Below are 17018 nucleotides of genomic sequence, written 5' to 3' on the forward strand. Positions count from 1 at the left end.
CAGTCTTACGGTTGTTCGATCGTTTTTCGATGCGGCCGACGCTCAGAGCGCGCGGAACGCGTCGCTGTGGCGCGCCCACACCGCATACATCGCGAGTGCGGCCGCCAGCAGCCCCGCGATGATGACCAGGTCGGTCGACTTGGTCGCCGTCGCGAGTGTCGTGTACAGCGTATAGGCGGCGCCCGCCACCGCGACGAGCGGCGTCACGGGCCAGAGCGGCATCCGGTAATGATGCTCGACGTCGCGGCGCACGAGCCGGCTCGCGAGCGCGGCCAGGCCGACGACGAGATAGATCAGCAGCAGCAGGTCGACCGTGAACGCGGTCAGCTCGTCGAGGCTCGACACGAACACGAGGCCCGCCGACGGCACCGCGAGCGTCAGCGTCGCGAGCCACGGCGACTCGAAGCGCGGATGGATCGTCGAGAACGCACGGTTGCAGGTGCGCGACCAGAGCGCATGACGGCCGCTGCTGTACAGCAGGCGCCCCATCGTGATCACGATCGCGATGATCGCATTGAACACCGACAGGAAGATCCCGCCGCTGACGATGCGCGACACGACCGGATTGCTGAGCGAGCGCACCACGTAGCCGATCGGGTCCGCGCTCTTCGACATCTCCGTCAGCGACGGCGCGCCCAGCACGATCGCGGTCAGCGGCACCAGCTCGACGACGAGGATCACGAGCAGCGAATACAGGACCGCCTTCGCGACGTTGCGATTGCCGCCGCGCAGGTCTTCCGCGAGATACGCGGCCGAGCCGAAGCCGTTGTAGCAGAAGATCGCCGTGCCGATCGCCGGGACGACCGCCGCGAGCGTCGCCGGCACGAGCGCATTGCCGCTCGCGACCACCGGCGCGACCAGCACCTCGGCGCCGCGATGCGGCGAGCCGAAGCCGAGCCCCGCGATCAGCATCAGCACGCCGATCTCGACGACGAGGAACGCGCCGGTGATCCACGCATTGGTCTTGATGTTCAGCATGCCGAGCACGTAGCTGAGCAGCACGATCGTCAGCGCGACCGTCTGGTTGCCGAAGTGCGTGCCGAGCGCGTTGTTCAGGTACGGCGCGGCGCCGCTCGCGAGCACGGCCGGGATGAACACGCTGACGGCCAGCACCGCGATGAAGGTCAGGTAGCCGGGCAGCGTGCCGAACACGCGCTTGGCCATCACGTATTCGCCGCCCGCGCTGCGGTGCGCCGCGCACAGCTCCGCGTAGCAGAGCGCGAAGGCGAACGCGAGCACGCCGCCGAGCACGAACGACAGCACCGCGCCGCTGCCGGCTTGCTGGATCGCGAACGGCGCGATCACGAAGATCGAGCTCGCGGGTGTCACGCCCGACACGGTGATCATCACCGCGTCGCGCACGCTGAGCGTCTGCGACAGCGCGCGCGGCGCGTCCTGCATTGCAGGCGCCGCTTGCACGTTGCCTGTCGATTCCGACATCATCGCCATTTCGTTCTCCTGTGTCCCGCTATGCTGCTTTTTTTGGAACGCCCATACTCGGGCCCGTCTGATTGCGTGGCAGTCTAGGAAGCCAATTTCAGGACCGCTATTCCCCCTTCGTGTTACGCCCTTCCGGTGGTGGTATGGATCGTCTGTTTTCCGAAGTCGCGATGCACCAGGCGCTTGGCCGCGTGATCGATCATCTCGGCCAGCCGCGCTTCTGGCGTTTCCTGGTGCTGCTGCTCAACGAAATGGTGCCGTTCGACAACGCGCTCGCGACCGCGATCGGCCGCGACGGCGTGCCGCTCGTGCTCGACGAATACGATGCGGGCGGCACCGACGATGCGTCGCCGGTGCCGCTTTACCTGAACGGGTTATATCTGCTCGATCCGTTCCTGCAGGCCGCGCACGACGGGCTCGCCGACGGCTGCTACCGGCTCGAGGAAGTCGCGCCCGACCTGTTCCGGCAGAGCGAGTATTTCCTCAGCTACTTCCGCGACGCGGTCGGCGACGACGAGATCCAGATCCTGCTGCGGCCGAACCCGGACACGCTGCTGTCGCTGTCGCTCGGCGCAGGCGCCCGGTTCGACGTGGAGCCGCTCGGCAAGCTGACGGCCGCGATGCCGTGGGTGCTCGCGGCGATCCGGCAGCACTGGCGGCTGACCGGCGACGCCGCGCGCGCGACGCCCGACGACGATCTCGGCGCGCGCGTCGAACGGGCGCTCGCGCGGTTCGGCGCGGACCTGCTGACCGATCGCGAGATGGCGATCGCGCGGATGGTGCTGCGCGGCAATTCGTCGAAGGCGATTGCGGAACGGCTGGCGATTTCTCCGGAGACGGTGAAGGTGCATCGGCGGCATCTGTATGCGAAGCTCGGGATTTCTTCGCAGCCGGAGCTGTTTTCGCGATTTATCCAGGCGCTGGGGGAGGATGCGGCGGGATAGGCGCGTGCGTGTCGCCGCGCGGTTTCGGCGTGCGGTCGCGCGCGGCGCAACCGGGCGGATCGTGCGGGTCGGTCGATGCCGGCCGGCGTTCGCCGGCCCGCGTTCCGCTCACTTCGCGAGCAGCCGCGCTTCGAGGTAGTCGACCACCCGCTGCTGCGCGTCCTCGCGCGCGGCCGGCTCGGTGCCCTCGATCGGGATCACGCCCGCCCGCGTCGTGAACGTCGGCACCGCATGCACCGGCATGTTCGGCCAGTCGAAGTCGTGATACGCGCCCGGATACGCATGGAACGTCGCGTCCGTGCCCGGCGCGACCGAATCGAACAGCGTCTTGCATGCGGCGAACGGCGACCATACGTCGTCCTCGCCGATCAGCACCAGCAGCGGCACCGTGCTCTGCCACACCGCGCCCTGCGCCTTCACGTTGCAGCTTCCCGGGTAGAACGCGACCGCCGCGCGGAAATCGCCGTCCGGCAGCGACGCGGGCCGCGCCGGACTCGACGCGCGGATCGTGTTCAGCACCGTGCCGCCGCCCTGCGACCAGCCGACGATGCCGATGCGATCGGGCTGCACCGTGTCGAGCGATTGCAGGTAGCGCAGCGCGCCATAGGCGTCGAACGGCCGCGCGCGATAGATCGCGCCGACGAAATGCGCAGGCGCGCACATCTCGCCCTGATGACGCGGATTGAAGCTGTCGACCTCCAGCACCGTGATGCCGATCGCGTTGAAACGCTCGGCCCAGTCGCGCTCGCGGGAATAGACCTTGCCCGACCTGGCGAACATGCCCGAGCAGCCGTGCAGGAACACGAGTGCCGGATGACGGCCGGCGCCGGGCGCGGGAAACAGGTAGCCGTCGAGCGTCGTCGCCGGCGGGCCGTCGGTCGACGGGAAATGGACCAGCGTCTGCGCGCCCGCCATCGCGGACAGACAAGCCAGCATGACGGACATCAGCAGTTTGCGCATCGGCGACTCCCGTTTCGTCGGATGGAGCGAGAACGGAAACCGGCCCGCGCCGGTTGACACGCCAGGCGAGGCGGCCCTGCGCGGGCCGTTCGCGACAGCCAACTGTCAGGTCGGGCAATGCGGCGACGGATCTGGCGGCCGGCGCGGCCGGGTCGAACGCCTCGCGCCTTGCGCTGCGCGACGCGCATCCGTCGTTGCGCGCGCACGTGTCGGACCGCCCCGCCGTTGCGTGACGGTCACGCATCGCCGATACGCCCCCGTTCCGCTCGCAGCCCCGCGAAAAACCGCCTATCGTGAATGAAGCGCCCCCGTGCACCGCCCATCCGACCCCGCGTCGCTCGCAGCGGCGGCCACGGCGCCGCGTTCCGGCACCATTCGTCGCGATCCTCGCGCAGGCAGGCTCCGCCGTGCGCGCGATCCCGATCGCCCACCGGACAACAAGGAGGCAACCATGAAAGCCGCGCTGCTCGTCAGTTCCGCCCTGCTCGCCGTCGCATCCGCGTCGGCTTCCGCCCAAGGCTCGATCACGAAGGTCGAAAACGGCGCGCTCGTCGCCGCGAACGGGATGACCGTCTATACGTTCGACAAGGACAAGGCCAATGCCGGCACCAGCGCATGCACCGGCCAGTGCGAAACCTTCTGGCCGCCCTACAAGGCCAGCGCGACCGACGTGCCCGTCGGGCCCTACACGATCGTCAAGCGCGACGACGGCAGCCCGCAATGGGCATACAAGGGCAAGCCGCTGTATTTCTTCTCGAAGGACATGAAGCAAGGCGATCGCAACGGCGACAACTTCAAGGAGATGTGGCACGTCGTCGCGCCGTAAGCGCGCGCTCGATGCGCCAGACGCAAAAAAGCCCGCCTCGACCGGAAATCGGGACGGGCCTTCGCGACGGCCGCCGCGCACGCGCCGCCAGCCGGCGCGCGGCATGCGGCCGGGATTCGCGTCAGCGGTTCGACGGGAAGCTGAACACCGTGCCTTCGCGCACGCCGGCCGACGGCCAGCGCTGCGTGATCGTCTTGCGCTTCGTGTAGAAACGCACCGCGTCCGGGCCGTACGCGTGCAGGTCGCCGAACAGCGAGCGCTTCCAGCCGCCGAACGAGTGGTACGCGACCGGCACCGGCAGCGGCACGTTGATGCCGACCATGCCGATCTGGATGTTGTCGCTGAAGTAGCGCGCGGCCTCGCCGTCGCGCGTGAACAGGCACGTGCCGTTGCCGTACTCGTGCGCGTCGATCAGCGCCATCGCCTCGTCGAGCGACTTCAGGCGGATCACGCCGAGCACCGGCCCGAAGATCTCGTGCTGATAGATCGGCATGCCGGGCTTCACGTGGTCGAACAGGCACGGGCCGAGGTAGTAGCCGTCCTCGTGACCGTCGACCTTCACGCTGCGGCCGTCGACCACCAGCGACGCGCCCGCCGCGACACCCGCCTCGACGAAGCCCGTGACCTTCTCGAAATGCTGCTTCGTGACGAGCGGCCCCATGTCGACGCCTTCGCCGGTGCCCGGGCCGACCTTCATCCTGTCGATCTCGGCCTTCAGGCCCGCGACGACGCGGTCGCCCGTCTCGTCGCCGATCGCGACGACCAGCGGAATCGCCATGCAGCGCTCGCCGCACGAACCGTAGGCGGCGCCCATCAGCGCGTTCACGGCGTTGCCGATGTCGGCGTCCGGCATCACGACCGCGAAGTTCTTCGCGCCGCCGAGCGCCTGCACGCGCTTGCCGTGCGCGCAGCCGGTCGAGTAGATGTATTCGGCAATCGGCGTCGAGCCGACGAAGCTCACCGCCTTCACGCGCGGGTCGGCCAGGATCGTGTCGACCGCTTCCTTGTCGCCGTTCACGACGTTCAGCACGCCCGGCGGCAGGCCGGCTTCGAGCGCGAGCTCGGCCATGCGCAGTGTCGACGACGGCGTGCGCTCGGACGGCTTCAGCACGAAGGTGTTGCCGCACGCGACGGCCATCGGCCACATCCACAGCGGCACCATCACCGGGAAGTTGAACGGCGTGATGCCGGACACGACGCCGAGCGCCTGGAATTCGCTCCACGAATCGATCGCGGGGCCGACGTTCTTGCTGTGCTCGCCCTTCAGCAGCTCGGGCACGTAGGTCGCGTATTCGACGTTCTCGATGCCGCGCTGCAGTTCGCCCATCGCGTCGGCGAGCACCTTGCCGTGCTCGGCCGTGATCAGCGCGCACAGTTCGTCCGCATGCTCCTCGAGCAGCGTCTTGAAGCGGCTCATCACGCGTGCGCGCTTCAGCGGCGGCGTGTTGCGCCACGCCGGGAACGCGGCCTGCGCGGACGCGATCGCGGCTTCGACGGTCTGCTTGTCGGCCAGCGCGACGCTCTTGTTCGACGCGCCGGTGGCCGGGTCGAACACCGGCTGCACGCGGCTGCCGCCGTCGACGCGCTTGCCGTCGATCAGGTGGCCGAGGGTCGAGGTGACATTGCTATCGTGTTTCATCGTTCGGACTCTTTGGTGAATTCGGTAATCGCCATGGTGCGTATCGGACGGCCCGCGGCTCAGTCCACTTCGTTCAGCGCGTCGGACAGCGCATTGATCATGTTGTCGATCTCGCGCTTCTCGGCGATGAACGGCGGCGCCAGCTGGATCGTGTCGCCGCCGTAGCGCACGTAGAAACCCTTCGCCCAGCAGCGCATCGCGATCTCGTACGGACGGCGCGCCGGCTCGCCCGGCAGCGCGGCGATCGTCAGGCCGGCCGCGAGGCCGTAGTTGCGGATGTCCGCAATATGGCGCTGGCCCTTCAGCCCGTGCACGGCCGCCTCGAAATGCGGCGCGAGATCGCGCACGCGGCCCACCGCGTCCTCCTTCGCCAGCAGGTCGAGCGCCGCGACGCCGGCCGCGCAAGCGACCGGGTGCGCCGAGTACGTATAGCCGTGCGGAAACTCGAGCATGTACTCGGGGCCGCCCGCGGCCATGAAGGTGTCGTAGATCTCCTTCGACGCGACCACGCCGCCGAGCGGCTGCACGCCGTTGGTGACCTGCTTCGCGAAGTTCATGATGTCCGGCGTCACGCCGAACGCTTCGGCGCCCGTCATCGCGCCGGCGCGGCCGAAGCCCGTGATGACTTCGTCGAAGATCAGCAGGATGTCGTGCGCGGTGCAGATCTCGCGCAGGCGTTGCAGATAGCCCTGCGGCGGAATGATCACGCCGGCCGAGCCGGCGAACGGCTCGACGATCACCGCGGCGATGTTCGACGCGTCGTGCAGCGCGATCAGGTCGAGCAGGCGGTCGGCGAGCTCGGCGCCGCGCTCGGGCATGCCGCGCGAGAACTTGTTTTCGGCCAGTTGCGTGTGCGGCAGGAAATCGGCGTCGAGGCCCTGGCCGAACAGCTTGCGGTTCGGCCCGATGCCGCCGACCGAGATGCCGCCGAAGTTCACGCCGTGGTAGCCCTTCTCGCGGCCGATCAGGCGCGTCTTCGTGCCCTTGCCCTTCGCGCGCCAGTAGGCGCGCGCCATCTTCAGCGACGTGTCGGCCGCTTCCGAGCCCGAGCCGGTGAAGAACACGTAATCGAGGCCGGCCGGCGTCAGGTCCTTGATCCGGTTCGCGAGCTCGAACGATTTCGGATGACCGAACTGGAATGCCGGCGCGTAGTCGAGCTGCGCGACCTGGCGGCTCACCGCTTCGACGATTTCGGTGCGGCCATGACCGAGGCCCGTGCACCAGAGACCCGACAGCCCGTCGAAGATCTTGCGGCCTTCGGCGTCGGTGTAATAAGCGCCCTTGCCCGACACGATCATGCGCGGGTCGGACTTGAACTGGCGGTTGGCGGTGAACGGCATCCAGTGCGCGTCGAGCCACGCGGCGTCGGTGCGAACGGTGGTCTCTTCCTGTTTCGGAGCGGTGGTGATCTCGGTCATGTCGGTCGGCGCGGCGCGCCCCTCCTCCTGGTGATGATGTTGCGCATTGTCGGCAAGCCAATTAGTCTTTTGAATATCGCAATATCAATATTCACTTGCGCAATTATGCAAGCAAAGAAACCGAAGAGCCGCGCGCTGCTCGGGCAGCTCAGCGACATGGATCTGCGGCTGCTGCGGGTCTTCAAGGGCGTCGTGCAATGCGGCGGGATGGCGGCGGCCGAACTGGAGCTGAATATCGGCATCTCGACCATCAGCCGGCACGTGAAGGACCTGGAGACGCGCCTCGGGCTGGTGCTGTGCCGGCGCGGCCGCGCGGGCTTCACGCTGACGCCCGAGGGGCAGACGGTGTACGAGGAGACGCTGCGGCTGCTCGCGTCGATGGAGGCGTTCCGCAGCCGCGTCGACGGCATTCACGACCGGATGGGCGGCGAACTGCACATCGCGGTGTTCGACAAGACCGCGACCAATCCGCAGGCGCGGCTCGGGGACGCGATCCGCCAGTTCGCGGACGAAGCGCCCGACGTCGCGCTGAACCTGCACGTCGCGTCGATCAACGAGGTGGAGCGCGGCATCATCGACGGCAGCTATCAGGTCGGGATCATTCCCGCGCACCGCAACTCGGGCAGCCTCGTGTATTCGGAACTGTTCGACGAGCGGATGCTGCTCTACTGCGGCCGCCAGCACCCGCTGTACGACGCGCCGCACGGCAAGCTCACCTGGACGTCGATCCGCAACCATGCGTTCGCGGGGCTCGGCTTCCATTCGCCGAACATGGAGCTGAGCCACCGCGCGAAGCTCACGCGCGGCGCGACCGCGTCCGATCAGGAGTCGATCGCGACGCTGATCCTGTCCGGCCGCTTTCTCGGCTTCCTGCCCGACCATTACGCGGAAAGTTTCGAAAACAAGGGACTGATGCAGCCGATCGCGCCGCACCGGTTCAACTACCGCTGCCGGTTCGTCAGCCTGCTGCGGCGCTCGCCGCGCCCGTCGCGGGCCGCGCTGCTGTTCCAGTCGTGCCTGGAAGCCGCCCATGCCGCGCACGCGGCGCCGTCGCCCGACGGCAGCGCCTGAGCGCCGCCATTGCGCCGGGCGATCACGCGTCGTAGCGGTCGACCGTCCCGTCCGGGGGCGGCGGCAGCCGCTTGCGCGTGACGAAATAGACGGCGACGAGCGCGGCCGCGAAGCCCGACGCCGCGCCTACGCCGAGCGCCCAACGCGGACCGAGATGGTTCGCGACCCAGCCCGCGACCGGCGCGCCGATCGGCGTGCCGCCGAACGCGACCGCGAGGCGCAGCGCCATCACGCGCCCGCGCATGGCCGGCTCGGTCGACAGCTGCATCAGCGCGTTGGTCGAATTGGTGAAGGTCATCGCGGCGATCCCGGTCATCACGAGCGCCGCCGCGAACAGCCAGTAGCTCGGCGCGAGCGCGCCCAGCGTGCAGCCGACGCCGAACATCGCCGCGCCCGCCCACAGATGCCGGAATTGCGGCCGTTCGCGCCGGGCCGCGAGCAGCGCGCCCGAGATCGTGCCGACCGCCATCATCGACGACAGGATGCCGAAGCCGCGCGCATCGACATGAAACACGCCGGCCGCCATCGTCGAGATGAACAGCGGGAAGTTCAGGCCGAAGGTGCCGATCAGGAACAGCATCGCGAGCGTCGCCTTCAGGTCCGGCCGATGCCACACGTAACGGAAGCCGTCGAGCAGGCTGCCGCGTGCGTGGCGGGCCCGCGCGTTTTCGCGCAGCTCGTCGGCGCGCAGCCGCGACAGCGAAGCGAGCACCGCGACGAAACTGAGCCCGTTGATCAGGAACGCCCAGCCCGTGCCGACCGACGCGATGATGAAGCCGGCCGCCGCCGGCCCGATCATCCGCGCCGCGTTGAACGACGTCGAATTGAGCGCGACCGCGTTCGCGAGCTCGCGATCGGCGACCAGTTCCGCGACGAAGGTCTGCCGCACCGGCGCATCGAACGCCGACGCACAGCCGAACAGGAACGCGAACAGGTACACGTGCCACAGCTGCACGACGCCCGTGACCGTCAGCAGGCCCAGCACAAGCGCGAGCGCGCCCATCAGCGCCTGCGTCGCCATCAGCAGCCGGCGCTGGTTGAAGCGGTCGGCCGCGTAGCCCGTCCACGGCAGCAGCAGCAGTTGCGGGCCGAACTGCAGCGACATCACGATGCCGACCGCCGACGCGTCGTGGTGCGTCAGCTGCGTCAGCACGAGCCAGTCCTGCGCGGTGCGCTGGATCCACGTGCCGATGTTCGACACCAGCGCGCCGGCCGCCCACACGCGATAGTTGAAGCTGCGAAGCGAGCGGAACACGCCGCCCGCGGCCGGCACGCTCATGGCCGCTCCGGCGCACGGCCGCCGCGCAGCGGCGCGACGGCGTTCGCGACGCACGCGCCGCCCAGGCAATACGACACGAGATACGGGATATCCATCTTCAGGCTTTCCTTCCGCCGCGCGGATCGATGCGGTTCAGGGACGCGCCGGCTCGTCGAATTCGGCAAGCCGCTGCAGCAGCTTCACGGCCGACGCGAGCTCGACTTGTTCCTGCTCCGACAATTGGGCGTGCAGCGCGCGGAACAGCCAGTCGTCCTTGGCGGCCCGGTTGGCCCGCAGCACGTCGCGAAAACGGGGCGTCAGCGCGATCAGCGTCTGCCGCCCGTCGGTCGGATCGGGTTCGCCGCCGACGGCGCCCATCGCTTCCAGCGTCGCGACCGTCACGCGCATCGACTGCGGACGCACGCTTTCCGCACGCGCCAGCGCGGACACGGTCGCGGGGCCGTCGCGGTCAAGCCGCAGCAGCACCGATTTCTGCGAGGACGTGAGGTCGTTCGGGTGGGTTTGCTCGCGCATCCGGCGCATCAGCTTGCCGACGGAGATGCGGAGTTCGCCGGCGAGACCGGCCAGCGGAGGCGTTTCGGGGGACGAGGGTCGGGGGTTCATGGCCTCGACGATAGCACATATGCAGAAAAACTGTACAGTTTGACTGTATATGTCGCCGTTCGGCCGACATCGGGCCACGTCGCGGCGGCGGCGACCGCGCGCGCCCCGCTTCCGCTTAGTCATGCGTCAGGCGCTCTGCGATAATGCGCGCTCGTTCCCTCCGCTTTCCCCTCTCGCCATGACGCAGCCGCCCGCCCCGTTCCCGACCGACCTGCCGCCGATCTCGTGCCTGCCCGGCGACGCGTTGCCGTGGCTGCCGATGAGCGCGGACCTGCCGGGGCTCGCGATCAAGTACCTGCACATCGACGCGGCCGAGGACACGCTGACCGCGCTGCTGAAGATGCCGGCCGGCGGCACGCTGCCGCGCCATCGCCACGAGGGACGCGTGTTCGTCCATACGTTGCAGGGCGCGTGGCGCTACCGCGAGTACGACTGGATCGCGCACGCCGGCTCGACCGTGCTCGAACCGGCCGGCTCGGTGCACACGCCGGAAACGCTCGGCGCGCCGGGCGAGGACGTGATCACGTTCAACGTGATGCGCGGCGACCTGGTGCTGCTCGACGACGACGGCCGCGAAACCGCGCGCGAGAACTGCCGCGTCGCGCTGCTGCGGCAGCGCAGGCACGCGCGCACGGCGCCGGATGCGGCCGCCGCGTTCGTGACGCGGTAAGACAGCAGGGCGCCGGCGCGGCGCAATCCGCCGCGTGGCGGATCCCGTCCGGCGCGAGCGAACGCCGGCGCATGCGCCCGCCCCTCCGTCCGATCGGCTCGTTACCGGAAGCGCCTGAAAAACCGCCGGATATCGTCGGCCAGCAGATCGGGCTCCTCCATCGCCGCAAAATGGCCGCCGCTCGGCATGTCGGTCCACTGCGCGACGTCGAACGCGCGTTCGAGCCAGCTGCGCGGCGGCCGGCTGATTTCCTTCGGGAAGCGCGCGAACGCGACGGGCACGGCCACCCGTTGCCCGGGCGCAAGGCGCATGGGCTGCAGTCGGTTTTCCCAATACATCTGCATCGAGGCGCCAATACAGCCGGTGAACCAGTAGAGCGAGATTCCGGTCAGCAGCGTATCGTGCGAAAACCGCCGCGCGATGTCGCCGTCGCAATCGCTCCAGGTGCGGAATTTCTCGGCGATCCATGCGGCCAGCCCGGCCGGCGAATCGTTGAGCGCGACAGCCAGCGTCCGTGGCTTCGTCATGTGCACGTGCGCATATCCGCCTTCGAGCGCGGCCCAATCGCCGCGTTGCGTCAGGAACGCCTGCTCGTCGTCGGTCGGCGGCGAAGCCGGCTCGGGCGGCGGTTCGAAGTTGCCCGGCAGGTAATTCAGATGGATGCCGTCCACCACGCCGGCATGCCGCGCGCCGAGCGCGATCGACACGCCCGCGCCGAGATCGCCGCCTTGCGCACCGTAGCGTCGATACCCGAGGCCGGACATCAACGCCGCCCAGCGGTCGGCGACCTGCCATGCCGACATGCCGGGCGCCGCCGGCGCCGGCGAGAACAGGAAGCCAGGGAGCGACGGCACGACGACGTCGAACGCGTCGCCGGGATCGCCGCCGAATGCGGCCGGGTCGCAGAGCCGATCGATCAGCGCATCGAATTCGAATACGGAGCCCGGCCAGCCGTGCGTGATGACGAGCGGGTAAGGTTCCGGTCCCGCGCCACGCCGATGAATGAAATGCACGCGCTGTCCGTCCACGTCCGCGACGAACTGCGGCAATCGGTTCAGCGCACGCTCCGCCGCACGCCAGTCGAAGCCGTCTGCCCAGTATGCGAGCAGCTCGCGCAGCCACGCGTCGTCCATCCCCTGCTGCCACGGCTCGGCGGGTGTCAGCACCGGCGGACGAACGTCGCGCAGGCGACGACGCAGGTCAGCGAGCGCTTGATCGGGTATCGCAATGTCGAACGGTTCGGCGTGCATCGTGTCTCCTTGCGAAGCATGTCGACGAGATTCTGCGCGATTTTTCCGGCCCGCGCCGACGGCGTGCGGCCGCGCGCGTCAGCCCGTTTCCCGCTGATCGGTGCGCGCATCGCGCCGCAGCGCCTGCGGCGGCAGGCCGAACCCGCGTACGAACGCGTCGCGCATGTGCCGGCGGTCGCGAAAACCGTTCTCCTTCGCGATCACGTCGAGCGGATGGCGGCTCCGTTCGATCATCAGCCGCGCGGATTCGAGCCTCAGCCGCTCGATCGCCTTCGCGGGCGACTGTCCGGTTTCGCGCGTAAACACGCGGCTGAACTGGCGCGGGCTCAGGTGCACGGCCTCGGCCAGCGCCTCCACGGTCAGCGCACGGCCGAGATTCCGCCGCGCGTAGTTGAGCGCGTTCTGGATCCGGTCGGATTTCGGCGCAAGCTCGAGCATTTCCGAATGCTGCGACTGGCCGCCGGCCCGGCGCTGGTGCATCACCAGCTTGTGCGCGACCGATCGCGCGGCATCGGCGCCGAGGTCCTTTTCCACCATGGCGAGCGCGAGATCGAGCCCGGCCGTCATTCCGGCCGAGGTCCAGATCGGGCCGTCGACGATATAGATCCGGTCGTCCTCGACGCGAATCTCCGGGTAGCACCGCTGCATGTCGCGGCCGAACGCCCAGTGCGTGGTCGCGCGGCGCTGCGCGAGCAGGCCGGCCTCGGCCAGCACGAATGCACCGGTGCAGATGCCGGCGATCCGCCGCGCCCGGGCACTCGCGCGGCGCAGGTAGGCAACGACGCCGGCCGGCGCCGGCGCGGCGAGCGGATCGTTGACGCCCGCGACGATCCAGGTATCGACGCCGATCCGCCCGCGCAGCGCGCGCGTGGCGACCGCCAGTCCGAGCGACGAGCGCACGTCGCCGCCGTCGACCGAATAGTTGTCCATCGCGTAGAACGGCGCGTCCATCCCCATGTTCGCGTACTCGAACACGGACTGCGCGGCAAGCGCCATGATCTGGAAGCCGTCGCTGATCAAAAAGCCGATTCGGTGCATATGCGTTCTCCGGTCCCGTGCCGAATGGGTCGATGTCCTGAATCGTACCCATCTACGTCATTTGTGTCGCGGCGCTTCACGCGCAGAATGCCTTCACGCCATCCGGCCATTCTCATCGAAACGGAGCACATCATGACGCAAGCACATCGCGGTACCGCCCTCATTACCGGCGCGTCGTCGGGCATCGGCGCCGTCTACGCGGACCGCCTCGCGCGCCGCGGCTACGACCTGATCCTGGTCGCGCGCAACCGCGAACGGCTGAGCGCGCTCGCCGCGCGCATCACGAACGACACGCAGCGCAGCGTCGAGATCGTCGATGCGGACCTCAACGACCGCGCGGCGCTCGCCGCCGTCGAAGCCAAGCTGAAACAGGACGCGAGCATCACGCTGCTTGTGAACAACGCGGGCATCGGCACGCACGCGCCGCTGCTCGACAGCGACGTCGACGCGATGACGCGGATGATCGACCTGAACGTGACCGCCCTCACGCGCCTGACCTATGCGGCCGTGCCCGGCTTCGTCGCACGCGGCGGCGGCGCCGTGATCAACATTTCGTCGATCGTCGCGATCTCGCCGGAAACGCTCAACGGCGTATACGGCGGCAGCAAGGCGTTCGTGCTGGCGTTCAGCCAGTCGCTGCATCACGAACTCGCCGACCAGGGCGTGCAGGTGCAGGCCGTGCTGCCCGGTGCGACGGCCACCGATTTCTGGCAGACGGGCGGCCTGCCGCTCGAGCACCTGCCGAAGGAAATCGTGATGACCGCCGCGGACATGGTCGATGCGGCGCTGGTCGGGTTCGATCGCGGCGAACTCGTGACGATCCCGTCGCTGCACGCGGGCGACGAATGGGAGGCGTACGAGGCCGCGCGCCGCACGATGGCGCCGCACCTGTCGGCCGATACGCCCGCGCCGCGCTACGCCGCGGCGCGCTAGTTGCCGGCGGGGCTCGCGCCGCGCGGTGCGGCGCGCACGCCCAGCAGCATCGCGACCGCACACGCGGCCAGCAATCCGGCGATCATCAGCATCGCCGGATCCATGCTGCCGGTTTTCGTGCGGATCACGCCGACGATCCACGGCGTGATCATCCCGCTCGACACGCCGATGCTGCTGATCAGCGCGATCCCGCCCGCCGCGCCGGCGCCCGAGAAATACGCGGACGGCACCGCCCAGAACACCGGATGCGCGGCGAAGATCAGCATCGCGGCGACCGACAGCAGCGCCATCATCGCGACGATGCTGGGCAGGTGCAGCGTCAGCAGCGCGAGCGCGGCCGCGCCGCCGAGCGCGCACGCGGCAAAATGCCAGCGGCGCTCGCGCCGGCGGTCCGAACGCCGCGCGATCGCGATCAGGCCCGCCGCGCCGATCGCGTTCGGCACGATCGACAGCAGGCTGATCTGCACGACGTCGTGGATGCCGAATTCGCGGATCATCAGCGGCATCCAGAACAGCAGCATCAGCAGCGCGGTGGTCAGCGAAAAGTAGATGAACGCGAACAGGTAGGTGCGCGGCTCCGCGAGCACCTGCCGCAGCGACCGCGCCGCCTGCGCGGGCGCATCGGCGCGGTCGGCGGCCAGGTCGGCCGCGAGCCGCTGCCGGTCGTCGTCGGACAGCCAGCGCGCGTGTTCGGGACGATCGCAGAGCCAGAACCACGCGATCACGCCGAGCAGGATCGCCGGCGCGCCCTCGATCGCGAACATCCATTGCCAGCCGTGCAGCCCGAGCACGCCCGACATGCCGCGCATGATCCAGCCCGACAGCAGCCCGCCGATCATCCCCGCGACCGCGACGCCCGCATAGAAGATCGACAGCACCGACGCGCGCCGCCGCGCCGGATACCAGTACGTCAGGTAGAACACGACGCCCGGGAAGAAGCCGGCCTCGAACACGCCGAGCAGGAAGCGCAGCGCATAGAAGTGCTGCGCGTTGTCGACGGTGATCATCGCGACCGACACGCCGCCCCACAGGAACATGATCCGCGCGAAGGTGCGGCGCGCGCCGAAACGGCGCAGCAGCGCATTGCTCGGCACCTCGAACAGCACGTAGCCGACGAAGAACAGCACCGCGCCGAGGCTGTACATCGCGTCGGTCAGGCCAAGATCCTGCCGCATCTGCAGCTGCGCGAAGCCGATGTTGCTGCGGTCGAGGATCGACACGATGTAGCAGACGAACAGGAACGGCACGATCCGCGCGCCGATGCGGCGATACAGCGCGTCGTGCTCGGTCGCGCCCGCGCCGGACGCGACGGTGCGCGCGACCTCGGCTCGAAGGGGGGATGACATCGATGGTCTCCTCGATGAATGTCTGGGCAGGTTCGCAGGCGTCGACGCGGCACGCCGGACGCCGCCGCCCGCGCGGCGTCCGGCACGCATTCGGTGGCGTTACGCCGCGCGCTCGTCCTTCACGCCGAGCATCAGCGCCGCGCCGCTGACGACCAGCAGCGCGGCCAGCAGGTACACGGCGAGATCCATGCTGCCGGTGCGCGTGCGGATCAGCCCGATCACCCACGGGCTGACGATGCCGCTCGTGATGCCGATGCTGCTGATCAGCGCGATCCCGGCGGCGGCCGCGTTGCCCGACAGATAGCGCGTCGGCACGGCCCAGAAGATCGGCAGCGCGGCGAAGATCAGCGTCGCGGCGATCGACAGGCAGGCGAGCATCGCGGCAAAGCTGTGCAGATGCAGCGTCAGCGCCGCGAGCGCGAGGCCGCCGCCGATCGTGCAGGCCGCGAAGTGCCGGCGGCGTTCGCCGCTGCGGTCCGAGCGGCGCGCGATCAGGATCAATCCGATCGCGCCGACCGCGTTCGGCACGACCGTATAAAGGCTCACCGCCACGACGTCGGTCACGCCGAAGTCGCGAATCATCAGCGGCATCCAGAAGTTGAGCGTCAGCGACGCGCAGGTCAGCGAGAAATAGATGAACGCGAACAGGTAGACACGCGGGTTCGTCAGCGCGGCCGACAGGCTGCGCCGGTCGTGCGCATCGTGTGCCGTGCCGCGTGCGTCCGCGCACAGCGCGGCGACGCGCGCCTTTTCCTCGGGCGTGAGCCACGCGGCGTCCTGCGGACGATCGACGAGCAGCACGAATGCGACGAACGCGAGCAGGATCGCCGGCGCGCCTTCGATCGCGAACATCCACTGCCAGCCGTGCAGCCCGAGCACGCCGCTCATGTCGCGCATGATCCAGCCCGACATCAGGCCGCCCAGCACGCCCGCGACCGCGACGCCCGCGAAGAACACGGAGATCGCCGCCGCGCGCCGGTTGGCCGGGAACCAGTAGGTCAGGTACAGCACGATGCCGGGGAAGAAGCCGGCCTCGAACACGCCGAGCAGGAAACGCAGCACGTAGAAATGCGACGGCTGCGACACGAACATCATCCCGGTCGACGCAATGCCCCACAGCAGCATGATCCGCGTGAAGGTGCGGCGCGCGCCGAAACGCGCGAGCAGCATGTTGCTCGGCACCTCGCAAAACACGTAGCCGACGTAGAACACCGCGGCGCCCAGGCCGTACATCGCGTCGCTGAAGCCGAGGTCGTGCTTCATCTGCAATTGAGCGAAGCCGATGTTGATGCGGTCGAGGAACGACACGACGTAGCAGAGGAACAGGAACGGCACGATCCGCCACGCGATCCTGCGGAACAGCAACGCGTCGTCCATTGCAGAGGAGGCCGAAGCACCCGCGTGCGCGAGCGTCGCTTCGGCGGGAAGCGATTGGGGCATGTCTGTCTCCAAATCTCCAAACCGGCGCGCGTATCGAGTGCGCAGCCGTCACCGAGGGCGTGCGTGCGCCCTGCTTTCTCGTTCGATCGGATACGGGCGGCCCGGCCGCGGCAGGCGGCCGGTCGCCGCTTCAGGCAAAAGGCGGAGCGCCCTGCCGGATG

Annotated in this window: 15 protein-coding genes; 5 read left to right on the forward strand and 10 right to left on the reverse strand. The window is 68.9% G+C overall.

Annotation, left to right across the window (positions count from 1 at the left end):
* Positions 1-42: 42 nt before the first annotated feature.
* Positions 43-1449: an APC family permease gene (locus tag WS57_RS06890; RefSeq protein ID WP_069243940.1), complete on the reverse strand. Its 1407-nt coding sequence runs from the start codon at positions 1447-1449 to the stop codon at positions 43-45.
* A 134-nt stretch (positions 1450-1583) separates the two neighbouring features.
* Here WS57_RS06890 and WS57_RS06895 point away from each other — a divergent pair, with 134 nt between their 5' ends.
* Positions 1584-2384, forward strand: coding sequence for a helix-turn-helix transcriptional regulator (locus tag WS57_RS06895; protein WP_069243941.1), 801 nt, complete (start codon positions 1584-1586; stop codon positions 2382-2384).
* Between the two features lie 108 nt (positions 2385-2492).
* Here WS57_RS06895 and WS57_RS06900 read toward each other — a convergent pair whose 3' ends face one another.
* Positions 2493-3344 carry a dienelactone hydrolase family protein gene (locus tag WS57_RS06900; RefSeq protein WP_069243942.1) on the reverse strand — a complete coding sequence of 284 codons (852 nt, stop codon included), beginning with the start codon at positions 3342-3344 and terminating at the stop codon, positions 2493-2495.
* 451 nt (positions 3345-3795) lie between these two features.
* Here WS57_RS06900 and WS57_RS06905 point away from each other — a divergent pair, with 451 nt between their 5' ends.
* Entirely contained in the window at positions 3796-4170 is a 375-nt protein-coding gene (locus tag WS57_RS06905; RefSeq protein ID WP_040129301.1) for a hypothetical protein, read from the forward strand.
* Positions 4171-4291: 121 nt separating this feature from the next.
* On the opposite strand, the gene WS57_RS06910 is transcribed toward WS57_RS06905, so the two are convergent.
* Together WS57_RS06910 and WS57_RS06915 are read right to left on the reverse strand one after the other, a co-directional pair.
* Complete coding sequence (locus WS57_RS06910) at positions 4292-5809, reverse strand: CoA-acylating methylmalonate-semialdehyde dehydrogenase (RefSeq protein WP_059478499.1); 1518 nt, start codon at positions 5807-5809, stop codon at positions 4292-4294.
* A gap of 59 nt (positions 5810-5868) precedes the next feature.
* On the reverse strand, positions 5869-7227 hold the full coding sequence (locus WS57_RS06915) for an aspartate aminotransferase family protein (protein ID WP_060334429.1): 1359 nt from the start codon (positions 7225-7227) through the stop codon (positions 5869-5871).
* A 105-nt stretch (positions 7228-7332) separates the two neighbouring features.
* Here WS57_RS06915 and WS57_RS06920 point away from each other — a divergent pair, with 105 nt between their 5' ends.
* Positions 7333-8298, forward strand: coding sequence for a LysR family transcriptional regulator (locus WS57_RS06920; RefSeq protein WP_040129307.1), 966 nt, complete (start codon positions 7333-7335; stop codon positions 8296-8298).
* 22 nt (positions 8299-8320) lie between these two features.
* Here the strand turns inward: WS57_RS06920 and WS57_RS06925 are convergent, their stop codons facing one another.
* Complete coding sequence (locus tag WS57_RS06925) at positions 8321-9577, reverse strand: MFS transporter (RefSeq protein WP_059602920.1); 1257 nt, start codon at positions 9575-9577, stop codon at positions 8321-8323.
* Between the two features lie 132 nt (positions 9578-9709).
* Positions 9710-10180, reverse strand: coding sequence for a MarR family winged helix-turn-helix transcriptional regulator (locus tag WS57_RS06930; protein WP_040129309.1), 471 nt, complete (start codon positions 10178-10180; stop codon positions 9710-9712).
* Between the two features lie 178 nt (positions 10181-10358).
* Here WS57_RS06930 and WS57_RS06935 point away from each other — a divergent pair, with 178 nt between their 5' ends.
* On the forward strand, positions 10359-10850 hold the full coding sequence (locus WS57_RS06935) for a 2,4'-dihydroxyacetophenone dioxygenase family protein (RefSeq protein ID WP_009693288.1): 492 nt from the start codon (positions 10359-10361) through the stop codon (positions 10848-10850).
* A gap of 101 nt (positions 10851-10951) precedes the next feature.
* Here WS57_RS06935 and WS57_RS06940 read toward each other — a convergent pair whose 3' ends face one another.
* Both WS57_RS06940 and WS57_RS06945 read right to left on the reverse strand, forming a co-directional pair.
* Positions 10952-12100 carry an epoxide hydrolase family protein gene (locus WS57_RS06940; protein WP_069243943.1) on the reverse strand — a complete coding sequence of 383 codons (1149 nt, stop codon included), beginning with the start codon at positions 12098-12100 and terminating at the stop codon, positions 10952-10954.
* A 78-nt stretch (positions 12101-12178) separates the two neighbouring features.
* On the reverse strand, positions 12179-13138 hold the full coding sequence (locus tag WS57_RS06945; RefSeq protein ID WP_069243944.1) for a GlxA family transcriptional regulator: 960 nt from the start codon (positions 13136-13138) through the stop codon (positions 12179-12181).
* Between the two features lie 132 nt (positions 13139-13270).
* On the opposite strand from WS57_RS06945, the gene WS57_RS06950 reads away from it, so the two are divergent.
* Entirely contained in the window at positions 13271-14071 is an 801-nt protein-coding gene (locus tag WS57_RS06950; protein ID WP_059603110.1) for an SDR family NAD(P)-dependent oxidoreductase, read from the forward strand.
* Here the strand turns inward: WS57_RS06950 and WS57_RS06955 are convergent.
* Both WS57_RS06955 and WS57_RS06960 read right to left on the reverse strand, forming a co-directional pair.
* Entirely contained in the window at positions 14068-15417 is a 1350-nt protein-coding gene (locus WS57_RS06955; RefSeq protein ID WP_069243945.1) for an MFS transporter, read from the reverse strand. The genes WS57_RS06950 and WS57_RS06955 overlap by 4 nt on opposite strands.
* 99 nt (positions 15418-15516) lie before the next feature.
* Positions 15517-16857, reverse strand: a complete 1341-nt coding sequence (locus tag WS57_RS06960) for an MFS transporter (protein ID WP_069243946.1) — start codon at positions 16855-16857, stop codon at positions 15517-15519.
* Positions 16858-17018: the final 161 nt, after the last annotated feature.

This window comes from Burkholderia pseudomultivorans, assembly GCF_001718415.1.
Taxonomy (GTDB): domain Bacteria; phylum Pseudomonadota; class Gammaproteobacteria; order Burkholderiales; family Burkholderiaceae; genus Burkholderia; species Burkholderia pseudomultivorans_A.

Excerpts from the sequence above, each read along its gene's own strand:
- WS57_RS06890 (WP_069243940.1), bottom strand. The coding sequence starts at position 1,449 with ATGGCGATGATGTCGGAATCGACAGGCAACGTGCAAGCGGCGCCTGCA.
- WS57_RS06895 (WP_069243941.1), top strand. The coding sequence starts at position 1,584 with ATGGATCGTCTGTTTTCCGAAGTCGCGATGCACCAGGCGCTTGGCCGC.
- WS57_RS06900 (WP_069243942.1), bottom strand. The coding sequence starts at position 3,344 with ATGCGCAAACTGCTGATGTCCGTCATGCTGGCTTGTCTGTCCGCGATG.
- WS57_RS06905 (WP_040129301.1), top strand. The coding sequence starts at position 3,796 with ATGAAAGCCGCGCTGCTCGTCAGTTCCGCCCTGCTCGCCGTCGCATCC.
- WS57_RS06910 (WP_059478499.1), bottom strand. The coding sequence starts at position 5,809 with ATGAAACACGATAGCAATGTCACCTCGACCCTCGGCCACCTGATCGAC.
- WS57_RS06915 (WP_060334429.1), bottom strand. The coding sequence starts at position 7,227 with ATGACCGAGATCACCACCGCTCCGAAACAGGAAGAGACCACCGTTCGC.
- WS57_RS06920 (WP_040129307.1), top strand. The coding sequence starts at position 7,333 with ATGCAAGCAAAGAAACCGAAGAGCCGCGCGCTGCTCGGGCAGCTCAGC.
- WS57_RS06925 (WP_059602920.1), bottom strand. The coding sequence starts at position 9,577 with ATGAGCGTGCCGGCCGCGGGCGGCGTGTTCCGCTCGCTTCGCAGCTTC.
- WS57_RS06930 (WP_040129309.1), bottom strand. The coding sequence starts at position 10,180 with ATGAACCCCCGACCCTCGTCCCCCGAAACGCCTCCGCTGGCCGGTCTC.
- WS57_RS06935 (WP_009693288.1), top strand. The coding sequence starts at position 10,359 with ATGACGCAGCCGCCCGCCCCGTTCCCGACCGACCTGCCGCCGATCTCG.
- WS57_RS06940 (WP_069243943.1), bottom strand. The coding sequence starts at position 12,100 with ATGCACGCCGAACCGTTCGACATTGCGATACCCGATCAAGCGCTCGCT.
- WS57_RS06945 (WP_069243944.1), bottom strand. The coding sequence starts at position 13,138 with ATGCACCGAATCGGCTTTTTGATCAGCGACGGCTTCCAGATCATGGCG.
- WS57_RS06950 (WP_059603110.1), top strand. The coding sequence starts at position 13,271 with ATGACGCAAGCACATCGCGGTACCGCCCTCATTACCGGCGCGTCGTCG.
- WS57_RS06955 (WP_069243945.1), bottom strand. The coding sequence starts at position 15,417 with ATGTCATCCCCCCTTCGAGCCGAGGTCGCGCGCACCGTCGCGTCCGGC.
- WS57_RS06960 (WP_069243946.1), bottom strand. The coding sequence starts at position 16,857 with ATGCCCCAATCGCTTCCCGCCGAAGCGACGCTCGCGCACGCGGGTGCT.